General features: G+C 36.9%; 19 protein-coding genes and 1 other RNA gene. 17 read left to right on the forward strand and 3 right to left on the reverse strand.

What is annotated here, in order from left to right:
- The first annotated feature begins 41 nt into the window (after window positions 1-41).
- The 5 genes from RCJ93_RS01350 (at window position 42) to RCJ93_RS01370 (ending at window position 4099) form a co-directional block, all read left to right on the forward strand.
- Window positions 42-524 carry a cell wall elongation regulator TseB-like domain-containing protein gene (locus RCJ93_RS01350; protein WP_147195768.1) on the forward strand — a complete coding sequence of 161 codons (483 nt, stop codon included), beginning with the start codon at window positions 42-44 and terminating at the stop codon, window positions 522-524.
- Window positions 525-961: 437 nt separating this feature from the next.
- Window positions 962-2257 (forward strand): asparagine--tRNA ligase, encoded by a 1296-nt coding sequence (asnS, locus tag RCJ93_RS01355; protein WP_066788436.1) that lies wholly within the window; start codon window positions 962-964, stop codon window positions 2255-2257.
- A gap of 89 nt (window positions 2258-2346) precedes the next feature.
- Window positions 2347-3078, forward strand: a complete 732-nt coding sequence (locus RCJ93_RS01360) for a DnaD domain protein (RefSeq protein ID WP_446738184.1) — start codon at window positions 2347-2349, stop codon at window positions 3076-3078.
- Between the two features lie 15 nt (window positions 3079-3093).
- Window positions 3094-3756 carry an endonuclease III gene (gene nth, locus RCJ93_RS01365; protein ID WP_147195764.1) on the forward strand — a complete coding sequence of 221 codons (663 nt, stop codon included), beginning with the start codon at window positions 3094-3096 and terminating at the stop codon, window positions 3754-3756.
- Window positions 3749-4099: a YpoC family protein gene (locus RCJ93_RS01370; protein WP_150284685.1), complete on the forward strand. Its 351-nt coding sequence runs from the start codon at window positions 3749-3751 to the stop codon at window positions 4097-4099. The genes nth and RCJ93_RS01370 overlap by 8 nt, the downstream gene beginning before the upstream one ends.
- A gap of 85 nt (window positions 4100-4184) precedes the next feature.
- Here the strand turns inward: RCJ93_RS01370 and RCJ93_RS01375 are convergent, their stop codons facing one another.
- A complete protein-coding gene (locus RCJ93_RS01375; RefSeq protein WP_251646942.1) occupies window positions 4185-6851 on the reverse strand; it encodes a PBP1A family penicillin-binding protein in 2667 nt (888 codons plus the stop codon).
- 35 nt (window positions 6852-6886) lie between these two features.
- The gene (gene recU, locus RCJ93_RS01380; RefSeq protein WP_446738185.1) at window positions 6887-7495 is read right to left on the reverse strand and encodes a Holliday junction resolvase RecU; all 609 of its coding nucleotides are present in this window, start codon (window positions 7493-7495) and stop codon (window positions 6887-6889) included.
- 171 nt (window positions 7496-7666) lie between these two features.
- Between recU and RCJ93_RS01385 the strand changes: the two genes are divergently transcribed.
- From RCJ93_RS01385 to RCJ93_RS01440, 12 genes are all read left to right on the forward strand, one after another.
- A complete protein-coding gene (locus tag RCJ93_RS01385) occupies window positions 7667-7843 on the forward strand; it encodes a hypothetical protein (RefSeq protein WP_184117458.1) in 177 nt (58 codons plus the stop codon).
- Between the two features lie 169 nt (window positions 7844-8012).
- Window positions 8013-8375 carry a YppE family protein gene (locus RCJ93_RS01390; RefSeq protein ID WP_066788420.1) on the forward strand — a complete coding sequence of 121 codons (363 nt, stop codon included), beginning with the start codon at window positions 8013-8015 and terminating at the stop codon, window positions 8373-8375.
- Entirely contained in the window at window positions 8368-10650 is a 2283-nt protein-coding gene (locus tag RCJ93_RS01395) for a DEAD/DEAH box helicase (protein ID WP_446738186.1), read from the forward strand. Before RCJ93_RS01390 ends, RCJ93_RS01395 begins: the two co-directional genes overlap by 8 nt.
- Window positions 10651-10652: 2 nt before the next feature.
- Window positions 10653-11912: a ribonuclease H-like domain-containing protein gene (locus RCJ93_RS01400; protein WP_446738187.1), complete on the forward strand. Its 1260-nt coding sequence runs from the start codon at window positions 10653-10655 to the stop codon at window positions 11910-11912.
- 58 nt (window positions 11913-11970) lie between these two features.
- Window positions 11971-12294, forward strand: a complete 324-nt coding sequence (gpsB, locus tag RCJ93_RS01405; RefSeq protein WP_066788409.1) for a cell division regulator GpsB — start codon at window positions 11971-11973, stop codon at window positions 12292-12294.
- Between the two features lie 67 nt (window positions 12295-12361).
- Window positions 12362-12745: RNase P RNA component class B (rnpB, locus tag RCJ93_RS01410), an RNA gene on the forward strand.
- 83 nt (window positions 12746-12828) lie between these two features.
- Window positions 12829-14565, forward strand: coding sequence for an EAL domain-containing protein (locus RCJ93_RS01415; RefSeq protein ID WP_446738188.1), 1737 nt, complete (start codon window positions 12829-12831; stop codon window positions 14563-14565).
- A gap of 2 nt (window positions 14566-14567) precedes the next feature.
- The gene (locus tag RCJ93_RS01420; protein WP_066788404.1) at window positions 14568-15695 is read left to right on the forward strand and encodes a THUMP domain-containing class I SAM-dependent RNA methyltransferase; all 1128 of its coding nucleotides are present in this window, start codon (window positions 14568-14570) and stop codon (window positions 15693-15695) included.
- Between the two features lie 142 nt (window positions 15696-15837).
- On the forward strand, window positions 15838-17739 hold the full coding sequence (locus tag RCJ93_RS01425) for an ATP-dependent DNA helicase (RefSeq protein WP_446738189.1): 1902 nt from the start codon (window positions 15838-15840) through the stop codon (window positions 17737-17739).
- A gap of 180 nt (window positions 17740-17919) precedes the next feature.
- Complete coding sequence (locus RCJ93_RS01430; protein WP_446738190.1) at window positions 17920-20721, forward strand: response regulator; 2802 nt, start codon at window positions 17920-17922, stop codon at window positions 20719-20721.
- Window positions 20722-20732: 11 nt separating this feature from the next.
- Window positions 20733-21566, forward strand: a complete 834-nt coding sequence (locus RCJ93_RS01435; RefSeq protein ID WP_446738191.1) for a CheR family methyltransferase — start codon at window positions 20733-20735, stop codon at window positions 21564-21566.
- A 124-nt stretch (window positions 21567-21690) separates the two neighbouring features.
- On the forward strand, window positions 21691-22842 hold the full coding sequence (locus RCJ93_RS01440; RefSeq protein WP_446738192.1) for a SpoIIE family protein phosphatase: 1152 nt from the start codon (window positions 21691-21693) through the stop codon (window positions 22840-22842).
- A 64-nt stretch (window positions 22843-22906) separates the two neighbouring features.
- Here the strand turns inward: RCJ93_RS01440 and RCJ93_RS01445 are convergent, their stop codons facing one another.
- On the reverse strand, window positions 22907-24508 hold the full coding sequence (locus RCJ93_RS01445; protein WP_446738937.1) for a b(o/a)3-type cytochrome-c oxidase subunit 1: 1602 nt from the start codon (window positions 24506-24508) through the stop codon (window positions 22907-22909).
- Between the last annotated feature and the right edge of the window lie 26 nt (window positions 24509-24534).

Consider the following 24534-nt stretch of genomic DNA (forward strand, 5'->3'; position numbering starts at 1 on the left):
ATATCCAAAATAAAATAAACAAAGAAATATAAGGTGATTGTATGAAAAATTGGATAAAATTCTTCGCTATATTTTTACCGCTATTAGCTCTCACAATTCTGGTGATTGTTGGATGGAAAGCATTTTCGCCTTTTTATCAAACAGAGAAAACTGCGAAAGCGGCAGTTTTGCATAAACAAGAACTGTCATCCGTCACGGAGTCGTATGTATACCATGGAAAAGAATCTTATGTGACGGTAATTGGTAAAGATAGCTCAGGAAAAAGAAAAGCACTGATTGTGTCACAAGAGAATAAGAAGGAAAAACCAACAGGAATTTATTTGAAAGATGGGATTTCCAAAAAAGACGCAATAGCTGAAGCATCTAAAAAAGGAGATGTGAAAGAAATTCTTCACGCCAAACTAGGTATCGAAAAGCCTGGAGTTGTTTGGGAAATTACTTACAAAAATAAAAAGGGTCAATTGAATTATGTATATATCCTCTTTGAAGATGGTCGTTGGTGGAAACGTTTAACGAATCTATAGAAAAAATATAGATGTTTAATATAATTGGACCTTTGATTGGGTAAAAAACAGGAGTTCTTAAAGAATTTATCCTTTTTACACGAAATTTGCTGAGAATTTGTATATAATGGTGTTATAGTATTCGACACTTCACGTTTCCTGTGAGGATTCAAGGTGACAGAAACCGTAGGTATTGAATTAGTCCATTGTGATTACTAACTTAGGTAACGGCTGGCTGATTCTTATTACCAATATTCATAGTTTTGATGTGCGTAGAAACGATTAAAAAAGTTTTTCTTATAAATTGTTTCGGCTTAATGAATTGCGGCTTAGCCTTTACTTCAATTAGAATTGTGAGTGTTAGAATTTCGTCGCTTATGTGATGAGAAGTTCAATGAAGTTGCTTATTATGATTTTTAAAATTATCATAATAGATATTTAGCATGCTGGAGGACAATATGAAAAAAATTTCTATTCAAGACATGCCAAAACATGTCGGCGAAACAGTAAAAATCGGCGCTTGGCTAGCAAATAAAAGATCAAGCGGAAAAATCGCTTTCTTGCAATTACGTGATGGCTCTGGCTTTGTGCAAGGAGTTGTTGTAAAAGCGAATGTGAGTGAAGAAACTTTTGCTGCGGCAAAATCTATTTCACAAGAAAGCTCTTTATATGTGATTGGTGAAGTAACTGAAGATACTCGTTCTTCTTTTGGTTATGAGCTACAAATACAAGAAATTCAAGTAGTTTCAGAAGCACATGATTATCCTATTACACCTAAAGAACATGGTGTTGAATTTTTAATGGACCACCGTCATATTTGGTTGCGTTCAAAAAAACAACATGCCATTATGGTAGTGCGAAATGAAATCATTCGTGCAACGTACGAGTTCTTTAATGGAGAAGGATTTAAAAAAGTGGATCCGCCTATCCTAACAGGTTCTGCTCCTGAAGGAACTTCAGAATTATTCCATACAAAATATTTTGATCAAGATGCATTCCTTTCACAATCTGGGCAACTATACTTAGAAGCTGCAGCTATGGCGTTAGGAAAAGTATTCTCATTCGGCCCAACTTTCCGAGCTGAAAAGTCAAAAACACGTCGTCATTTAATTGAGTTTTGGATGATTGAAGGCGAAATGGCATTCTATGAGCATGATGAATCGTTAGAAGTACAGGAACAATATGTTGCATATATCGTGCAATCTGTTCTTAAAAATTGCAAACTAGAATTAGAATTACTTGGACGCGATACAACCAAGTTAGAGAATATACAAGCTCCATTCCCACGTATCTCATACGATGAAGCAATTGAATTATTGCATGAAAAAGGATTTGACGATATTCAATGGGGTGAAGATTTTGGTGCTCCGCATGAAACAGCAATTGCTGAACACTATGATAAACCTGTATTTATCACATGTTACCCAGTAGGCATTAAGCCGTTCTATATGCAACCTCACCCAGAACGCAATGATGTTGTATTATGTGCTGACTTAATTGCCCCAGAGGGTTATGGAGAGATCATTGGCGGTTCAGAACGTATTTATGATTATGAACTAATGAAACAACGTATAGCGGAACATGGTTTGGATGAAGAAGCTTATGCATGGTATTTAGATTTAAGTAAGTACGGTGCTGTCCCTCACTCGGGCTTTGGATTAGGATTAGAGCGCACAGTTGCTTGGATTACTGGCGTTGAGCATGTTCGTGAGACAATCCCGTTCCCACGTCTACTTAACCGTATTTATCCTTAATGAATTTAAATTTTCAAGGCATGGCAAGAAGAATCGCATTTGCGCTTCTTCTTGTTCCATTTAGAGACTAAAAGGGAGGAGTTCTTGAAATGAATGAAACAGAACGGCTCCAAGTATGGATTGAGCAGGGAAATGTAACCATTTCTCAGCTTTTTTTTCAATTCTACAAATTGCTTCAGATTTCGGATGAAGAAGCCATGCTAATCATGCATTTAAATGCATTTCAAGAAAGCGGCAATTCATTTCCGACACCAGCTAATATTGCGGAACGTATGACGATGAGTGAAGATATGATCGCTACAAATATGCAACGGCTTATGCAAAAAGGGTATATGGAAATACATCAAAAGTTGGACGAGCAAGGTGTTTTATATGAAGTAATAAGTCTGATGCCACTCTGGAAGAGAATACTTGATTATATGACCACTCAAAATCAAAAGGATGAAATTACAAATGAAAAGTTAAAAGAGGGACAATTATTTCAACTTTTTGAGCAGGAGTTTGGACGTTTTTTATCGCCTATGGAAACAGAAATGATTTCTATGTGGTTAGATCAAGATCGCCATACACCAGAGGTTATCCGAAAAGCTTTAATGGAAGCAGTACTTTCACAAAAGTTAAGTCTGCGCTATATCGATCGTATTTTATTTGAATGGAAGAAAAATCATGTTAAAACGATTGAAGATGCAGAGAAACATTCGAAGAACTTTCGTAAAAATACTGTAAAAACAACCAAGGATTATCAAGCCCCTAAAGAATCAGAAATAAAGAAACCAAATAATAATATACCTTTTTACAATTGGCTTGATCAACAAAAGTAAAAGGGGAGGGTTAGAATGTTATCAAAAAAACAATGGACATACTGTTTAGAAGAAATGGATAAGATGTTCCCAGAAGCACATTGCGAACTAATTCATAGTAATCCTTTCGAGCTTACTATCGCTACGTTGCTTTCTGCTCAATGTACAGATGCTCTTGTCAATAAAGTCACACCATCTCTATTTCAAAAGTATAAAAGACCAGAGGATTATTTAGCGGTCCCAGTAGAAGAGCTTGAACAGGATATCCGTTCTATAGGTTTATTTCGCAGTAAAGCTAAAAATATCCAAAAGCTATGTCAAAGACTTTTAGAGGTCTATCAGGGAGAGATTCCAGATACACGCGAGGAATTAGTGACGTTGCCTGGGGTGGGGAGAAAGACAGCAAATGTTGTATTGTCAGTTGCTTTTATGCAACCGGCATTTGCAGTTGATACACATGTAGAAAGAGTGACGAAACGTCTAGGATTGTGCAAATGGAAAGATAGTGTGCTACAAGTGGAAGAGACGGTCATGAAGAAGACCCCACCGGAAAGGTGGTCTAAAGCACATCATCAACTTATATTCTTTGGTCGTTATCATTGTAAAGCGCAAAGACCACAATGCCACATTTGCCCATTACTTGAGCTTTGCCGCGAAGGACAAAAGCGATTAAAGAAAGGTCTTGTCAAGAATGATTGAATGTAAGAAAGAAGCAATAGAGAAAGATCGTGTAGACGAATGGTTTCAGCAATGGCTGACATTAGAAAAAAAAATCCATGCAACGCATTCAAAACGTGAAAACGCAAAAGCTTATATGTTAGAAGCAATTCTTTTATATGAAGGATTCATCATTCAAGCTTCTAAAACATCAGAGCAACAACTGATCAATGAAACATATGAAGTATTGCCGATTAATGGGTTAGAAAGATTGGCCTTTATTAAAAATAGGCCAGGTCAATATGCTTGCTATCGCCAACTGGCTGAATTGTTTGGTGAAACGAAGAAAAGGTGTGCTAGGTTAAGGCTTAAATATGCTAAGTGAAAATTGTATTATAATCCACTATTTTGTATTTATGAACAACTAAAAAAGCGTGAGAGATTTGATCTCTCACGCTTTTTTTATTCATTTAATGATCTTGATCATTTTGAGAGTTCCCTCTGTTCCCTCTGTTATTGTTTGAATTATTCTCCTGACCATTGTTGCTATTTTCATTCCTATTACCGTTACCCTGACCATTTCCCACACTATTTGTATGAGCATTTACCTGTTCGTCATTTGCGTTACCATCATCTTGACCATTGTTGTCACCGGGTTCCTGTTCCTGAGCTGGAGGCTCGTTTTCATTCTCATCTCCTGGCTGTTCTTCTTCAGTTGGTGGAGTAGGCTGTTCAACCTCACCTGGTTGCTCTGGTGACTCATTTTCATCAGTCTTAGGTTCTTCCGGTTCTTTTTCAGGTGCTTTTATTTGAATCGATGTTGTAGCAGCCTCACTTGTTTTGCCATCCATTACTGCGACTACAGAAAATACATAAGTTTTGCCATCTTCTGGACCACCATATGTGTAAGATGTATTCGATGTTTCTGTTAAGGACTGGCTACCTCCGCCATCTACCGAAACAGATACCTTATACCTTACTGATTGATCTTCTGGATGATCATGTGACCAAGATAAATTAACTGCCTTTGCATTTTCATCATAAGTTGCTTTTAAACCAGAAGGTGCATGAAGCTCTTGGTCTTCTTTTTTCTCTTCTTCTGTGTCTTTATTCTCAGCAACTGGTTGTTGACCTTTTACATAAAGCTCATTGCCTACTCTTACGACAGAATTAGGCTGCTTGAAATTAGGAGTTTCTTTATTGGCTGATATCTGAGACATAATCGTTTTAAATAGTTTTTGAGGAAGCAATTTCTCCTCGTTTGTCGTAATTGGTGATTTATAGTCAGTATAACCGCCCCAAACAGCGATTGAATAATTGGTTGTATAACCTGCAAACCATGAATCTGGCACGGCAGAAGCAGGAAGTCCATATTCACTGAATTGAGCAGTACTATAGTTGGTTGTACCCGTTTTCCCTGCTACATCAAGGCCTGGAATTCCAGCTGCTGAACCACTCGCACCGTATTTAGAACTTACCACATCACGGAGCATGTCAGTTACCATGAATGCTGTATAGTCGCTCATGGCAGGTACAGGATCAGGCGTATACGACTTGGATGTTTTGCCGTCTCTGTATACAATTTTCTTAATTGCATGCGGTGCTGTGTAAATACCATTATTACCAAATGCAGCGTAGGCGCTAGCCATTTCGATAGGAGTCAAGCTAATGTTCCCGCCACCAATTGCATCGGCTTCATATAATTCATTTGTGTTAATGCCAAGATTTTTAACAAAAGCTTTAGCTTTGTCTGCACCAACTTCTTTAAATGTTTTGACAGCTGGTATATTTCGAGAGTTATATAATGCTTGGCGAATCGTAACAGAACCTTTATATTGATGGTCAAAGTTGTTAATTGGTTGGCTTGAGCCCGTATAATTCATTGGTTCATCCACAATTGTTTTGCCAGTTGACCATTTTAAATTCTCAATAGCAGGACCATAATCTACTAACGGTTTCATCGTAGAACCTGGTTGACGTTTGTTCAATGCCTCTGCATAGTTGAAGCCACGTTCAGGACCGTAGTTGCGACCGCCACCAACAGCGACAATTGCACCTGTTTTAGTATCAATAACAGATAGGCCAGCTTGAATATCTTTAGTAGGGAAGTTAGCGCTATTATTCATTGTGCTTTCAACTACTTTTTGTGCGTTTGTATCAAGTGTCGTATAGACGCTTACACCTTCCTCTAACGCTTTTTCATCTTTATTTTCACTTAGTTCTTTTAGTACAACATCAATGAAGGCATCGTATTTAGATGCAGTAGTCTGTCTCTTGCTTTCAGGGAGAAGACCTTTTTTGATGTCTACTTTTCGTGCTTTTTCCATCTGTTCTTTAGTAATGACTTTATGCTGATACATTAAGCCTAAAACAATATTACGACGTTTTTCTGCTCGATCCGGATTTTTAAACGGATTGTAGGCGTTTGGCGCTTGTGGCATGCCGGCAAGCAAGGCCTTCTCGTCTAATGTTAGATCTTTTAAATTTTTCCCATAAAATTTCTTGGCTGCTGTCCCAAAGCCAAATGTTTGCCCGGACATCAATACCTTATTGAAGTACATTTCAAAAATCTCTTCTTTTGAATACTCGCGTTCCAATTGGATTGCAAGGTAAGCTTCTTGGGCTTTACGTTTAAGTGTTTTACCGTTATTTAAGAAAGAGTTTTTGATCACTTGCTGAGTTAAAGTACTGCCGCCTTGTGCGCCAAAACCAAACCTAAAGTTGGCAAGCACGGCCCCTCCAAGACGAACAAAGTCGATTCCGTGGTGCTTGAAGAATCGAGAATCCTCTGTTGCTAAAATGGCATCGCGCATATCTTTTGGAATATTGTCATAATCGACATGTTCGCGTTCTTGATTCCCCATTGTATAGAAGACCTTACCATTTGAATCAAAGAATTTAGTTGAAACAGGGTCTTTTAGCAACTCTTCATCTAATTTAGGCGCTTGCGCCGCATAAATGGCAAAAATAGATGCGCCAATTACAAATAATGCTATACCTAACGCTAAAACAGCGATTATAATCTTTTTGAACAAAGAACGATTTGGTTTTTTACCGTTGCTTTTTTGTTTGTTGCCCCTTCTTTTTTGTTCTTCTAGTTGCTTTCGCTGTTTCCGTGAATTAACTTGTTGATCCACAGTATTTCCTCACTTTCTCATAACTTAAATTCAAGCTATGGTAGCAATGTTGTGATTGCCTTTAAATAATCTAATCGAGGGGTAAGCCCAAGGTGTATTTCGATAGCTTGCTCCTCAAAATCAGATAACGGAATAGATTTTCTTCCGCCATCCAACATGCGTTTCCATGCTGCTAACAGCATGTCACATGGTACTATAAAATAACGATCTAAGGAAGTAAAGCGTACAATTAAGAAACTGATTCCTTGTTGATTCGCTATGCCCTCCATATGTTTGACCTGATGAGCATGGACGTTTTTTAAAGGGAAAGAAGTCTTATTTTCTGTCTCTTTTGCATCAAAGTCAATATAGGCCCCATTAAAAACACCGTTGTAATCCGTTGTAGATGGTGTGCGAAAATAGGCTTCGCGTATAACAGCAGCGCTTCTGGATGGATACTCTACTTTGACGATTTGAACAGGAACAGGTTTCTTATGAATTACCGCAATGTTTCTGTGCAGATAATAAACGTTGGTTTCATCAATATAATCTTCCAATGACTTACCCCGATTACTATAAGAGATGTTTTTCTCTTTCATCGTTTTTTTATTTTCGTCTGGCGTAGGAGCCGTGTATTTTTTTCCATTCGGATATCGAATTGCCATAATACCACCTCGTCTGCCATCTATCATACCACAAACACGAACATAAACATTTGACAAATACATTGTCGGAATTTAAAAAATTAAACTTTAATCGTCGAATGAACACTTGTTTTGTCCACTTCCCCGAATTTAGTAATCAACATGGTAATGTAATAGCAAGGGGGCGATAATATGCGGAAAATTGATCACTTATTGAATCTAATTGAAATGGTAGATGAACTTTTACGGAATAGGGTGAACCACGAAGAAGAGATGTATACCAAAACGCATGAAAAAAATATAGCACTTGTAGCAAACCGCCTTGATATGATAGAAGAACAGAAAGAATATTTGTTCGCTGTTAAGTAGTAAAAGACAAATATATTTGTTAAAATAAAAACAGCTAGAAACATGCAGTTCAATAAACACTGCGCGTAATAAAGAAATTAAACTCTAAATGAAATGAAAACCTTGTTAAACAGGTTGATGAAATATAATAAATTAATTAGTTCATATAAATTAAACGGAGATGTGAATGATGATTGAAAAGATGACAGAAGAATTACTAAATGAATGTAAAGAAAGCTGGCAACGGTTTTTAAATATGCGAGAAACAAACACATCTCCGGACTTTTTTAAGGAAGTTAAGCCATATGCTGACGCATACCATGCAAAATTAGCCATTTGGCAAGCGGAAGTAGAGAAATGGATTGATCTCCATAAACCAAAACATGTCCATAAAATTCAAATAAAAAATGCAGTCGATGCGATGGATCAATTTATTGTCCAATCTTTTTTTCAGCAAACCAGCAGGAAAAGGCTCTATCAATCTATTCAATCTGTTACCTATACATTGGAAACATTGCAGCGAACGTTAAAAAAGGATGATACAGATGCTTAATAAGAAAAAAAACATTCAGGAATTGCTTGAAGAATGGCAACGAAGTAAAGAAATGCAAGACCGAGTTGAATATGTACACACAATTCCAGCAAAGCAAGCAGATTTAGTCAAACTGCCAAGCAATTTGCATCGATCATTGAAAAAAGCGTTAGAAAAAAGAGGAATAGACCAACTGTATGCTCATCAACGGCAAGCATTTGACTATGCAATGAAGAACGAATCCTTTACTGCCGTAACGCCTACAGCTTCTGGAAAATCATTATGCTACCATTTACCCGTGCTGCAATCAATCATGGAAGATCGAACAGCAAGAGCCCTCTATTTATTCCCTACCAAAGCTTTGGCACAAGATCAAAAAAGCGATTTAAACAAGTTAATAGAAGACAGTGAAGAAGAAATATTAAGTTATACATACGATGGAGATACAGCGCCTGGTATCAGGCAAAAAGTACGGAAAGCAGGCCATATTGTGATGACGAATCCGGATATGCTGCATTCAGGGATACTACCGCATCACACAAAATGGGTTTCATTATTTGAGAATTTGCAGTATATCGTTGTAGACGAATTGCATACGTATAAAGGGGTCTTTGGTTCACATGTCGCTCATGTGCTAAGGCGCCTTTTACGTATTTGCCATTTCTATGGTAGCCATCCGACTTTTATTTGCACTTCGGCTACTATCAAAAATCCGCGAAAACTTGCTGAAAACCTAACCAATACAGACCATAAACTGATTGCAAAAAATGGTGCGCCTGCAGGCAAAAAAACATTTTTGTTTTATAACCCGCCCATTATCCATCCGACATTTGGTGTAAGAAGAAGCGCAATACTTGAAGTGCGAGACTTGGCAAGGGAATTATATAATGCAAGAATACAAACAATCATCTTTGCTAAGAGCAGAGTGCGTGTTGAGATGCTAGTCACCTATATGAAATCCTTAACCGTAAAAAAAATTCACGATGAAAGTATTAGGGGATATAGAGGAGGCTATTTGCCATCTGAACGTAGGGCGATAGAGAAAGGGCTTAGAGATGGTACCATCCAATGTGTTGTATCGACGAATGCTTTAGAGCTTGGTGTAGATATTGGTCAGTTGCAGGCATGTATCATGACTGGGTATCCAGGCAATATCGCCAGTGCTTGGCAACAAGCAGGCCGTGCTGGCAGACGACAGGATGATGCGTTAATCATTTATGTAGCGCAATCAACTGCCTTAGACCAATACATTATCAAAAATCCATCTTATTTATTTGAAAGCTCTCCAGAGGAAGCGCGCATCTATCCAGAGAATATACTTATATTAATGGACCATCTAAAATGTGCAGCATTCGAGTTACCTTTTCAGGAAGGTGAAAAATACGCTGAGTTCGAAATAGATGATTTTCTAGACTACCTTTGCGAAGAAGGCATTCTAGTGAAATCTTCGGATAAATGGCATTGGATGAGCGACAGTTTTCCCGCACATGATATTAGTTTGCGCTCTGCCTCTCAGGAGAATGTAGTCATTATTGACCAAACTATTCCTGCCCATACAAAAGTGATTGGGGAGATGGATAGATACAGTGCAATGACATTACTGCATGAAGAGGCGATATACCTCCACCAAGGCATCCAATATCAAGTTGAAAAATTGGATTGGGAAGAAAAGAAGGCTTACGTTACAGAAGTGGATGTAGATTATTTTACAGATGCAAATTTAGCGGTAGAATTAAAGGTAATAAGTGAGGATAAAGAACGAACAATAGGTCATCTTCAAGTCGGTTTCGGTGATATAATGACGCTTGCCACTGCAACCATCTTTAAAAAAATTCGTTTTGGTACACATGATAATATCGGTAGCGGTCCCATTCATTTGCCGCCTGAAGAATTGCATACAAGCAGTACATGGCTGTCGTTTGACCAACCAGAAAGCTGGAAGGAAGATGACTTAACAAATGCTATGACGGGTGTTGCCTACGCAATGAATAGTTTTATTCCTTTATTTTTGCAAAGCGATATTAGCGATGTACATGTTATTCCGCAAGTAAAAGCGACGCATATTGGCAAACCAGCATTCTTCGTCTATGATAGGTATCCAGGTGGAATAGGTCTTAGTGAACGAGTTTTTGATTTATGGGAAGAGTTGATTGAACATGTTTACAGTCATGTCGCAAGCTGTCCTTGCACAAATGGTTGTCCTTCGTGTATCGGAGCCCAAGACTTAGAAGGCGAAGGCAAGAAACAAGTACTCTCATTTTTACAAATGATCTCACATGCAGAAATGGATGATTAATCTTGTCATACGAAAATAAAATACTCCAGATGAAAAAAATGATTAAAAAATCCTCTTCAAAAGCGGAAGAGAAAAAAACGCCATTCGCAAAACCAAGTGACCCTGCCTACACAAAAGACTGGGAAATGGCAGGATTGAAAAGAATAGAGAATCAATTTGGAATGGTTTTCTTACTTGAAACCCATTATCCACTTGAGACGAAACATGGAGATTTCCTCCTAGGAGATCTATATAATGCATTCCGATTATGGAGCATGCCTGATAATTCACATCCAATAGAGCTTATAAAAGACGATCAACTTATTTTTTATGATACTGAAACAACAGGATTGCGTGGCGTTGGAACTCAGATCTTCCTTAATGGAATATTAGAAGTAACACAAGCTGGATTTATACTAAAGCAATATGTTTTAGCTGAACCAAGCCATGAAACAGCATTTTTATATGAATCTAAGCTTTGGGAACCCAATAAAACGCTTGTCACATACAATGGAAAGAGCTTTGATTGGCCTCAACTCCAAACGCGTTTTACGTTGCATAAAAAAGATTTGCCGAGCTTGCCTGAACAAAGGCATATTGATCTTTTACATGGTTCCAAAAGAATTTGGAAAAATGATCTTTCACGTATGAAATTAACGCAAATAGAAGAGGAAAAATTAGGCTTCAAACGGGTTGGGGATATCCCTGGGTATCTGGCACCAATCATTTATTTAGATGCAATTAAAAGCGGTAATCCTGATGCCTTGCTGAAGGTGTTAGATCATAATAAATATGATTTATTATCATTGGTTACCCTATACATCCATGCTACAAATTTATTGTGTGAAAGTGAAGAGAATGAATCATCTACTACTATTACAAATATCGGAAAGTGGTATGGTGATCTTTCTGACTATGAAAAAGGAAGCAGAGTATTAGAAAAGGTAACAAACCAATTTAATAGTAATGAAGCAGGCTATGCTCATTATCATTTGGCGTTTCAGAGAAAAAAACAACATCTCTATGAAGAGGCGTACCAATCTTTTGTGAATGCAGTTCCTTTTCTCAAAGAAAGTGAACAGCTTATTGCATATATAGAGCTCTCAAAAATAGATGAGCATAGGCGTAAAGATTACCAATCAGCTCTCTATTATGCGTATAAAGCAGAGCAGTCCCTAAATAATATGCAAAGTCTAGATAGAGATAAAAAATTGAAAAAGTTTAATGAAATTAGCCATAGGCAACTGCGGCTAAAAAAGAAGCAATCATTGCACGGGAAATAAAAGGAACGTCGAATGAATTATGCTATAATGTTGAGACAGACGTTTATATGGAAGGAAGATGAATATGGATATGAAACTATCTGCGAAAGCTATTTTAGATAAAGACTTTAAAACGGGAATCAGAGGATATAGCCAAGACGAAGTAGATCAATTCTTAGATATTATCATTCAAGATTATGAAAAATTTGAAAAAGCTTTGGCAAAAAAACAAGAAGAGGTGGATGCGTTAAAGGATGAGTTGAAAAACGCGCAGTCACAGGCTTCTACTGATGGAAGAAGACAAACTTCTTCATCTTCGTATGCAACAAACACTAATTTTGATATTTTAAAAAGAATTGCCAATTTAGAAAAACACGTCTTTGGCGATAAATTATACGATTAATCTTATTCAATTAAATAGGTCTTGAAAAATTATAATAATACCTGTATAATAGTTGACGTCATCATAAAAGAACAAGTAATCGCTGCAATGTAAAACATTGTTGAGGAAAGTCCATGCTCGCACGGCTCTGAGATGAACGTAGTGTTCGCGCTTAGCGAATCAATAAGCTAAGGCAGTCTATAGGCTGACGGCAGGAGGAAAACCTAAGTCCGTTATGGATATGGTTGAAACTCCTTGAAAGTGCCACAGTGACGAAGCTGCATCGGAAACGTTGCAGGTGGAACGAGGTAAACCCCGCGAGCGAGCAACCCAAATTATGGTAGGGGCATTCTCCAAAAAGAAATGAATGGATGGAGAGACGGAAATTTATTTCCGTAGATAGATGATTACTACCCATTAGTACGAGGCATAGCGCCGTTATAGTACTCGGGCACAAAACATGGCTTACGTTCTTTTAATGATGCTTTATATTTTATATGAATATTTGGCTCTCCAGTTATTGGAGAGCCTTTCTTTTAGGAGATGGTGTATAAAATGGATCAGCATATTGCAAGAAATACTATTCATACAGAACATCTCGCCAAACTTTGTCAATACATAACACCTAAAATTCTGGATTCTATATCAGAAGGAATAATGATTACAAATTTAAACTCTCAAATAATTGATGTAAACCCTGCTTTTGAGTTTGTAACGGGTTATAAAAAAGAAGAAGTTATCGGTAAAAAACCTGATGTACTTCAATCAGGAAACCATAAAAAAGACTTCTATCAAAAGATGTGGGCTAGTATCGCCAGTGAAGGCGAATGGCAGGGGGAAATATGGAATCGTCGCAAAACAGGCGACGTATATCCAGAATGGTTGAAAATTACTAAAATAACCAATGATGAAGATACTATCATTGGTTATTGCGGCATTTTCTCAGATTTATCAGATGAGAAAAATGTGGAGAGCGAGCTAAAAAAACGTGCAACAACTGATATGCTGACAGGCGTCTCAAACCGCTTCGCTTTTACTGAACGTATGAATGTATTGCTAAGTACATCTAAAACGCATAATTATCAGCACGCTGTATTATTTTTAGATTTAGACCGTTTTAAACAAGTTAATGATACACTAGGCCATGCAATTGGAGACCAATTACTGGTTGAGGTTACAAGACGTATAAAGACATTACTTAAAAACAAAGATATTTTTGCACGATATGGCGGTGATGAGTTTGTTCTAACATTTACAGACATTCACCATCCAAGAGAAGCGTTACATTTGGGCGAGAAGATCATTCAATTGCTCGAAAGTCCATTTTATATTCATACCCACGAATTATTTATCACAGCTAGCATCGGTATAAGTGTTTATCCGCATGATGGAGATGATACAGAAACATTGCTTAACAAAGCAGACATTGCCATGTACTATGCAAAAGATCATGGGAAAAATCAATTTTCTTTTTACTTTGATGATTTGAAAACAGACGCAAAGAGAACGTTTACGCTGGATAGTGAACTGAGAAAAGCGATTAGCAATAAAAATGAGTTTGAGATATATTACCAGCCTAAAGTCAATTATCAAAAACAGCAGATTATTGGAATGGAAGCATTGGTCCGTTGGCATAATGAGATATTAGGAAATGTGTCTCCAGGTGAATTTATCCCTTACGCAGAGGAGACAGGGCTGATTATTCCTCTTAGCGAAATTATTTTAGAAAAAGTATGCCTGGATGCTCATGAGCTAATAGGGTATGGCTACAAAATGCCAATTGCCATTAATATATCGAGTATCCATTTTCATCAACCGAATTTTATTACTTCGATACAGCAAATATTAGAAAGAAATAATTTGCCAGCAAACCATTTTGAATTAGAATTGACTGAAAGAACAATCATGAATAATGAAAAAGAAACAACGCGTAAATTAATTCTGCTAAAACATATGGGTTTTAAATTATCTCTTGATGATTTTGGTACAGGTTATTCTTCTCTTAGCTATCTAGTCGAATTTCCGCTTGATTGCTTAAAGATTGACCAAAGCTTTATCAAACAAATTTGCAGTGTCAGTGATAAGCAAGCGATTGTGCATGCGATAATCCAGATGGCGCACAGATTACAAATGAGCGTCATTGCAGAAGGTGTTGAGCAGCGTGATCAAGTTAAATTGCTCGGTGAAATGGATTGTGATATGATTCAAGGATATTATTATTCAAAACCGGTTCCATTAGATGAGATAATGGAGTTCCTTGAATTTTGGGAACTAGAAATAGAAGGGAAGTAAGTATGACTAAATATCAACTAGTAGCGACAGCAGCCATGGGGCTTGAGTCGATTGTGGCCGATGAACTAAAAGCCTTGGGCTATCATACAAGAACAGATAACGGGAAAGTTTATTTCGAAGGCGATGAGAGAGATATCGCTAAAACCAATTTATGGTTGCGCGTAGCGGACCGCGTAAAAATTGTAGCTGGAAGCTTCCCAGCTAAGACTTTTGAGCAATTGTTTGAGGGAGTAAAAGCGATTGAATGGGAAAAGTATTTGCCTGTCGATGCCGAATTTCCGGTTACAGGGAAATCTGTAAAGTCTAAATTATTCAGCGTTCCTGACTGCCAAGCGATTACAAAAAAAGCCATTGTGGAACGGTTGAAGGGCCACTACATGCGTTTAGGCTTTTTGGAAGAAACCGGCGCTAAGTTTAAAATTGAGATTTCTATACTAAAAGACATTGCAACATTGACAATAGATACTAGCGGAGCAGGGTTACATAAAAGAGGTTATCGTCTTGATCAAGGTGAAGCTCCTTTAAAAGAAACGCTTGCTGCTGCCTTAGTATATATATCAAAATGGAATCCGAATCGACCATTTGCAGACCCGTTTTGCGGTTCAGGAACGATTGCTCTTGAGGCTGCTATGATTGGACAAAACATGGCTCCTGGTTACAACCGTGACTTTATTAGTGAAGAATGGCCGTGGATAAAATCTAGTATATGGAACGATGTGCGTATGGAAGTTGAGGATGTAGCTAACTACGATCAACCACTTCAAATCTTTGGTTCTGATATTGATCATAGAATGGTTGAGATTGCACAATCAAATGCACGAGAAGCTGGCTTTGCTGACTTGGTATCATTTAAGCAAATGCAAGTAACGGATTTTACCACAACCTTATCGGATGGTGTAATGATTGGTAACCCGCCATATGGTGAACGTATCGGTGAAAAAGAGACTATTGAAAAAATGGTTCAGGATATGGGTAAGATGATGAATAAATATCCAACTTGGTCTGTTTATATGCTCTCTTCCATGGAGAATTTTGAAGAATTATACGGTAAGAGAGCTACAAAGAAACGTAAGCTCTTCAATGGTTTCATTAAGACGGATTACTACCAGTTTTGGGGTAAAAAATCTTGAAAACAGTGACTAAATAGTAGAGCTATAACATATTTTAAATTTAGATAAAGTTGTCTATAATAGGATTATTAAAGATTTAAGTGCGTATGTAGCGGATGGGGAAACCTATCCGTTTCGTTGTCTAGTCGAGAGGGGAATAAGAATGAGACAGTCAATACCATTTGCCTTATCCAAAGATAAGTCTTTCTTTGATTCATTAGGAGACTGGATAGGCGATATTTTGTATGACGAGCTTCCTGAAAAAGGATTCGAATGTCGTGATGAACAAATTTTTATGGCTTACCAAATTGAAAAAGTGCTTCGTGAGAAAGCGGTGCTCTTTGCTGAAGCAGGAGTGGGTACTGGTAAAACAATCGCTTATTTATTGCCTGCGATTGCCTATGCACGCTATACGGGAAAGCCTGCTTTAATTGCATGTGCAGATGAAACGTTAATCGATCAACTGGTTAAAGCTGGTGGCGATTTATATAAATTACAGGATACGCTTGATATGAAGATAGATGTTCGCCTGGCAAAGTCAAGAGATCAATATCTATGCATTAAACGCTTTGAAGAAGCTGAAAAGTATGCTGATGGCCCTTATCTGGACGACATTGCAGAAACAATGCCTGAAGGCGTTTTCGGCCAAGGAACATTAAATCTCTATGGCCAACACAGTGATTACCCAAATATAAGTGATGAAGAATGGAATCTTGTGAATTACAATTCTATTCAACAATGTTCTGTTTGCGAATTGCGCAATAGATGTGGTCAGACACTGCATCGGGCACATTACCGAGAATCTACAGATCTAATCATTTGTTCGCAAGACTTTTTAATGGAGCATATCGCTACAAAAGAATCCCGTGAACGAGAAGGGCAATTGTCGCTGTTACCTGAAGTATCGATGATTGTGCTTGATGAAGGGCATTTGCTTGAGTATGCTGCACAAAAAGCACTGACATATAAAGTGCAAGATTATACCATTGTTCAATTAATCGACCGACTAATGGTTGACGGTCTACGCGAAAAAACGTTATACACAATGGAACAATTGCAAGAGGGGCATGAATTGTTTTTTGACCAATTGCGAGATGATGTTATTGAATCAGCCGATGAACGTAAAAGAATTAATAAATCTCCTCAATTATTAGCGTTAGGAAAAAAAGTAATCAATATTATTGAGGTGCTTTTAGAGGAATTTGTGTTTGAATCAGAACTATATGTTATTCCGGAATATGAATTAAGAATGGCTGAAGAATTTTTAGAACAATATCAATCAGCAATGAAGATTTTTGCAACTAGCAATGATGCGGTCAATTGGCTAGAAGAAACGGATGGCAAAGAAACACTAGTCATTATGCCGAGATTGATTACTGAAGTATTAGAAGAGAAATTATTCACCAAAAAAATTCCTTACGTCTTCTCTTCTGCCACTCTGTCAGTTAACAAGGATTTTAGTTATATAGCAGGAAGCTTAGGCATTAAGAATTATCACTCTTTCTCTGTACCTTCTCCATTTGATTATGAAGAAGTGATGAAAATTTTCTTGCACCAGAGCTCACAGCAGGAAAAAGCTCAAAAAGTAGAAGAACTATTAAAGGACAAACAGCAAACGCTTATACTATTTAAATCTCAAAAAGCTATGCTCGAATTCAAAGAAAAACTGCCGGATGAGTTCAAATCAACAATTGGCTTTGAAGGAGATCGTGAATTGTCCTCCATTGTTCGAGAATTCCAAGAAGGCAAGCTCAATGTTTTATGTTCTTATCATCTTTGGGAAGGGTTAGACTTGCCGAAACAAGCATTAACGCGAGTAATTATTTTTGATTTGCCATTCCCTCCACACGATCCATTATTTGACGCTAAACGGGCTTTTGCAAAAGATCCTTTCCAAGAAGTAGATTTACCTTTTATGCTACTTCGATTACAGCAGGGGATGGGACGCTTGATTAGAACATCAGAAGATTACGGTGAAATCCATCTGTTATTTAATGAAGAAGAAGTAAAATATCAAGATGAATTGATTCCAATCTTGCCGACTAAACCAGTAGAATACAAATAACCATGACCCTTAAAGTATGCTCTTAGCATACTTTTGGGGCTTTTTTCATTTTTTTCGCAATCCGGAACATTTTTTAGCATAATCTATCGAATAGTGATAGAATAAAGTATGTATACTATTCTTTACTACTAGGATTATTTACAAATTTCTATATAACATTAAAAAGAAAGGCGGGATTATATGGATTATAAGAAAAGGCAATGGATAGGCTTTGGATTAATTATTGTTTTTCTATTAATTCTGTTATCAACGATGATATCCAACTTAAATTCGTTGAGAAAAAATATGAGCGAGATTGTCGACGACCGTTATGAAAAGGTAAAAATAGTCTTAGATATGAGACAGCTCTTTTCCCAGTCAGACCGAGAAATCTTGTTTGCTGCGCTTAATGAAGGGAAAGGCAAAGCTGAAAAGAGCGTAGAAATATTAGAAAAAAACCAAACAGCTATTATGAAGGATATTTCTCAGTTAAGCTCGTTAGTTAATACTACAGATGGAAAAAGTTTGTCACAGCAACTAAATGATCAGTATCAATCTTATACTGCAACTGAAACTAAGATTATTCAAGCGGTGACTAATAAAGACAACAATGCAAATCTCGAGTCTCTGATGAATGACCAAATGGCTAAACGTAGTGAAGTAACGAAGACACTCAATGATTTTAAAACGTATCAAGAAAAGTTAATGGATTCAAAAGTAGATGAATCTCAAAAAAATTATGAGAGTACTTTATTCTTAAGTATTATTGGGTCAGTGATTGGAATTATATTCGTTTCAGCAATTCTTTTGTGGATGCTACGCAAACTTTCCCAAGATTTGTCATCTATTGCTGGTGTAATTAAAGATATTGATTACCATAATTTATCTAGTATCCCACGGATCCATATCAATACTAAAGATGAGATTGGTGATATTGCTCATTCATTCAATGCAATGGCAGAATCATTAGAGCAATATAATTTAAATGAGAAAAAATATACACAAGAAATGAATGATCAAAACTGGATTCAAACCGGTTTAGCAGAAATCGGTACAATGTATCAACGAATTGAAGATATTCAAGTTTTAGCAAATCGTCTTTTAACTAAATTGGCACCAATGATTAATGCTTCATTCGGAGTCTTTTACCTTCGAAAAGGTGATGGAAAAGATACTCGCTTTATCAAGCTTGCTGATATTGCGGGCGATGGAGAAAATATTGGCCGGGAAGCTTTCCGGGTCGGCGAAGGTATTATTGGTCAATGTGTGTCTGAACAAAAATCACAAGTTATCACACATATACCCGATAACTATCAATTGGTAACCACAGGGCTTGGTCAAGTTAGCCCAAAAAGTATTTTAATTGCACCAGTTATCTTTGAAGACCAAGTAGTAGCAGTCATTGAAATGGCAAGCTTAGAAACATTTACACCAGTTCAAGAAAAATTCATCCAAAAAGTGCTTGAAACATTAGGCATTACGATTAATAGCGTTGAAGGACGTATGGAAATTGAACGTCTCTTAAAAGAGTCACAAGCACAAACGGAAGAGCTTCAGGCACAATCAGAAGAGTTGCAAGCTCAATCAGAAGAATTACAAACACAAGCTGAAGAATTGCGAATGATTAATGAACAGCTATCAGAAAGAACATATGAAGCTGAAGAAAAATCACATCAGCTAGAAGAGACGAAAAAAGAGTTAGAAGAGCAAGCTTTAGAGTTGCAGCGCAGTTCGCAATATAAATCCGAATTTATGGCGAATATGTCTCATGAGCTTAGAACGCCTCTTAACAGCATTATTATTTTGTCTGAGATGCTTCAAGATCCTAAAGATAGCAGTACAGCCGAAGAAAAACGTGAATTCGCCCAAATTATTGGTTCATCAGGTCAAGATTTATTAACCTTGATCAACGATATATTAGACTTGTCAAAAGTTGAAGTCGGAAAATTAGTGGTTGAATTTGAAGAAATGAATGTTAGCGAGATACCTGATCTTCTTTACCAAAACTTTAAGCATATTGCGAAAAACAAAGGATTATCCTTTGAAGTGAAAATGGAGGACAATATTCCAGCGTTATTCTATACTGACCATCAACGATTCCAACAAATTATGAAGAATTTACTTTCAAATGCCTTTAAATTTACGGATGATGGTTCTGTAGATGTTCATTTCAAAAAAGCAGATATGGAACGAGTTTACAAACATGTTCAAGGTGCAAATCCAACTATTGATTGGATTGAAATCAATATATCAGATACAGGTATTGGTATTCCGAAAGATAAACAAGAATTAATTTTTGAGGCATTCCAACAAGCGGATGGCGCAACTATTCGCAGGTATGGGGGCACTGGATTAGGTTTATCTATTAGTAGAGAGTTTGCAAAATTGCTTGGCGGGAATATAATTTGTGAAAGCGTTGAAGGGCAAGGAAGTACCTTTACATTATTCCTTCCAAACTTGCCAGAAGGCGTAAATGTAATGGAAGAAAGCGACGTTACAGATCTTATTGCAGCTACAGTAGAAGCAGAACGATGCCAAGATCAAGATATAACATTTGACACTTTAGTAAGCTTCAGCGAAGAACAGCAGAAAGAACAAGCAAACTCAAATAAATTAACAGGGAAAAAGATACTAATCGTTGATGATGATAACCGAAACATCTTTGCTTTGCGTAAAGTATTAGAAGCAGAAGGAATGAATATAATCACTGCGCAAAATGGCTATGAATGCTTAGACATTCTTCATGAAGAAAATACAATTGACGCCGTCCTAATGGATATCATGATGCCAGGCATGGATGGTTATGAAACAATGCAGCTGATTCGCCAGCAAGAACAGTATCAAGAATTGCCAATCATTGCCCTGACAGCAAAAGCAATGAAGGGTGACCGAGCTAAATGTCTAAAAGCCGGTGCATCTGACTATGTAAGCAAACCATTAAAAGTAGATCAATTATTGTCTGTGCTTCGTGTATGGCTCACATCAACGGTGGTAACCAGATAGCGGTGAAAACTATGAAAGATTCTATTACACAAGAAGAAAGAGAAGAAATTGAAATAAAGTTATTGTTGCAGGCGATTTTTGATGTTTCGGGTTTTGATTACCGTGATTATATGCGCTCATCTATTAAGCGAAGAATAGAGAATCGAGCTCGCATAGAAAATGTTAGGACAATTAGCTATTTAATTGAAAAGGTTTTATATGAAAAAGGATTTGTAGAAAAATTAATTGATGATTTCTCCATCAATGTAACAGAGATGTTTCGAGATCCTGAGTTTTTTGAAGCGTTTCGTTTACAGGTAGTTCCGCATTTGAGAAATCTTCCTGAAATTAGGATTTGGCATGCAGGTTGTTCAACAGGCGAAGAAGCCTTTTCCATGGCTATCTTATTAGAAGAAGAAGGCCTATACGATCGAGCAAAGATCTATGCAACGGATATAAGTGAGAAAGTCTTATCTACTGCAAAAAAAGGCATTCTTCCGTTGAATCGCATGCAAACCTATACTCGGAATTATTTAAATGCTGGTGGTAAACATGAGTTTTCTAAATACTATACTACAGATTATGATTATGCTTATTTAGACGAAAGCATAAGAAAAAACATTGTTTTCTTTCAACATAATTTAGTAACAGATGGGTCATTTAACGAATTTCATATCATAATTTGCAGAAATGTAATGATTTATTTTACAAGTGATCTTCAACTAAACGTTAACCAATTATTCTATGAAAGCCTCTGTAAAGGGGGCTTTATGGGAATTGGCAGTAAGGAGTCTCTGCGGTCAACTCAGTTTTCAGATAAATATGCTGTTATTTCAGCCAAAGAGAATATATACAGAAAGATCTAACAGAAGGAGATGCTTATGCATTTCCTTTCCTTGTTTTATGTAGCGTGATACTTTACACTTTTTTATTTAATAATGTTTAATTTTTTACTATTAGGGAATTACATTATCAGTAAGGGGGAGAAGAATGACAATATTAATAGTAGATGATAATCAAATCAATCTCTTTTTAATAGAGAATATACTTAAACGTGCAGGTTATACAGACTATTCTTCTCTTACATCTGCCAAAGCCATGTTCGATTATTTAGAAACAGAAGTAAAAGAATCAACAAACACATCTGTTGATTTGATTCTTCTGGATATTATGATGCCTGAAATGGACGGAATTGAAGCATGTAAGATACTACAAGATAACCCTAAGTTTAAAGATATACCAATTATTTTTGTAACAGCTATTGAAGATTCAAAAAAAGTTGCTGAAGCGTTAGATGTCGGCGGCATTGACTATATTACAAAACCAATTAACAAAACAGATTTGCTAGCCAGAATTCGTGTAGGCCTTCGATTAAAATACGAAAAAGATTGGCATAAAAAACATGAAAAGAAAATACAAGATGAACTAGAATTATCTATGCAAGTTCAAAGAGGGCTGCTTAGTAAACCTTTATTAGAAGAAAGATTTAATGTCAATGCTTCCTATTTGCCTGCAAATCAATTAGCCGGAGATATGTACTATTGGCAAAAGATTGATGAAGATCGATATGGTGTAATCTTACTTGATGTAATGGGCCACGGCATTACATCATCTTTAGTGTGTATGTATATATCTTCTGCATTACGCGATGCTATTCGCAAAAATCCAGACCCTGTGGCACTAATTGAAGAACTAAATAGATGGATGAATATACTCAATCAAGAAAAAAATACATTTCACTATTATTTTACTGCCATATATTTAGTTATTGATACGAAGAATAATACTATTGAATATGTGAATGCTGGCCATCCACCAGGGTTTTTATTAGTCGAAGATCAAAGAATTATTACCTTATCGACCAATTGCTGCCCTGTAGGATTGTTTAGAGAAATGAAAGTGAAAAAAACAACAATTGAATTTAAAGAAAAAATTCAAGTTCTTATTTATACGGATGGGGTCATGGAGGCATTAGATGATTTCAATCATGATGGGCTAGAAGAACTGAAGAAATTAGTGATTAACCAGAAGTTTGATATTCAAATGCAGGAACCTATTGAGTATGTATTACCTAAAGAACTGCAAATTGATCAACCTGATGATATGTGTGTAATTATGATTCAAGCGGGAAATATATCGTAGATACATATACAGGCAAAAAACGTTCTATTTCAATTATGAAATAGAACGTTTTTTATTTGCTAGATTACCAAAGCTTATAGCCTTTAGAACCTAGTGGAGCATTTTGTATAATATCATAGATAGGGAATGTATAAGCAATCAATATTAATGCTGCTAGAATTACAAGCCATACTTTGAAATTTTCCAAAATAGCAGGTGTTTTCTCCGCTTGTGGAGAAATTTCAGCGATTGGGAATTCTTCTTCACCTTTAGGTGCAAACCAGCAAAGTTTTACAAAGATATACAAGAAGATGATAATGCCGATGAACAATAATGTGCCACCAACAGCTTGTGCAACTTGGTAAGATGCCCATGTCTTAGCAATTTCAGCACCGCCATAATCAGAGAAAGCTGAACGGCGAGGTGCACCCAGTAAACCTTCAATATGCATGGAGCTAGACATAATGGCCATACCAACAACCCAAACGATTGTTTGGATAATGCCAAGGCGATTTAACTCTTTTGTAAACACTCTGCCTCTTAAGTGAGGAACTAACCAATAAGCAGCACCGAAAAATGTTAGAATAACGGTAGTTGCCACTGTTAAGTGGAAATGTCCTGTTACCCAAATGGTATTATGGATAAGTTGGTTCATTTGGTTAGATGCATTGACAATACCACCAGCGCCTGCTGGGATAAAGATTAACATACCCATGAACGGAGCGAAGAATCTTGCATCTCCCCAAGGTAATTTTTTTAGCCAACCAAACAGTCCTTTAGCACCTTTTGAACGTCCGGCTAATTCAAACGTTGCAAACATTGAAAATGCTGTCAATAAAGAAGGAATAGATACCATCATAGTTAGAACTACTTGAACATATTTCCATGATGGGTCAATACCAGGTTCAGTCAATTGGTGATGAACTCCGACTGGGATTGAGAATAATACGAATAAGATAAATGCAAGGCGAGCAAGGGAATCTGAGAAAATTTTACCGCCAATAATTTTGGGAATGATGGTATACCATACCATGTAAGCTGGTAATAACCAGAAATACACAAGTGCATGCCCGAAATACCAGAATAAAGTACGTGATAAAAGAATATCAACTCGTTCTACTAGGCCAAGTGACCAAGGTAACAATTGGAATAATACTTCAGCAGCTACGCCGAGAGTTGCAACAAACCACATTAAGTTATTGCAAACGACCATGAATGAAAGTAAAGGTGAAGTTTGTTTTGGATTTTCTTTGCGCCATTGTATCCAACGCATTGCTTGTGCAAGTCCTCCGATCCAAGAACCAACAATAACAAGTGTTAGGCCTAAATAGTAAATCCAGTGTGCTTGTAATGGGGCATAGAAAGTATAGAGAACAGACGCTTCATTTAAAAGAACCATCGCAGCTGCCATTGCAGTACCAGCTGTCATGATCCAAAATCCGATCCAGCCTAGTAATCTTTGTTTATTTGATAGGGTACCAGATGTACGGCTAACCGCTGCAATTTGAAACCCATAGATAAAGAATGTAGTAAGTATTAAACCTAGCAAAACACCATGTACAGTTAAAACTTGATAATAGCCAATGCCAAAAGGTAAATCAAAATGCCCCGAACGTACTAAAACTTGCAATAGACCTGCAGTTCCACCCAAGAATAGAGCTATGAATGCAACATAAATATGAGCCATAGAAAGTTTAGCATCTTTAGGATTTA

It is taken from the genome of Rummeliibacillus sp. BSL5 (assembly GCF_052928305.1).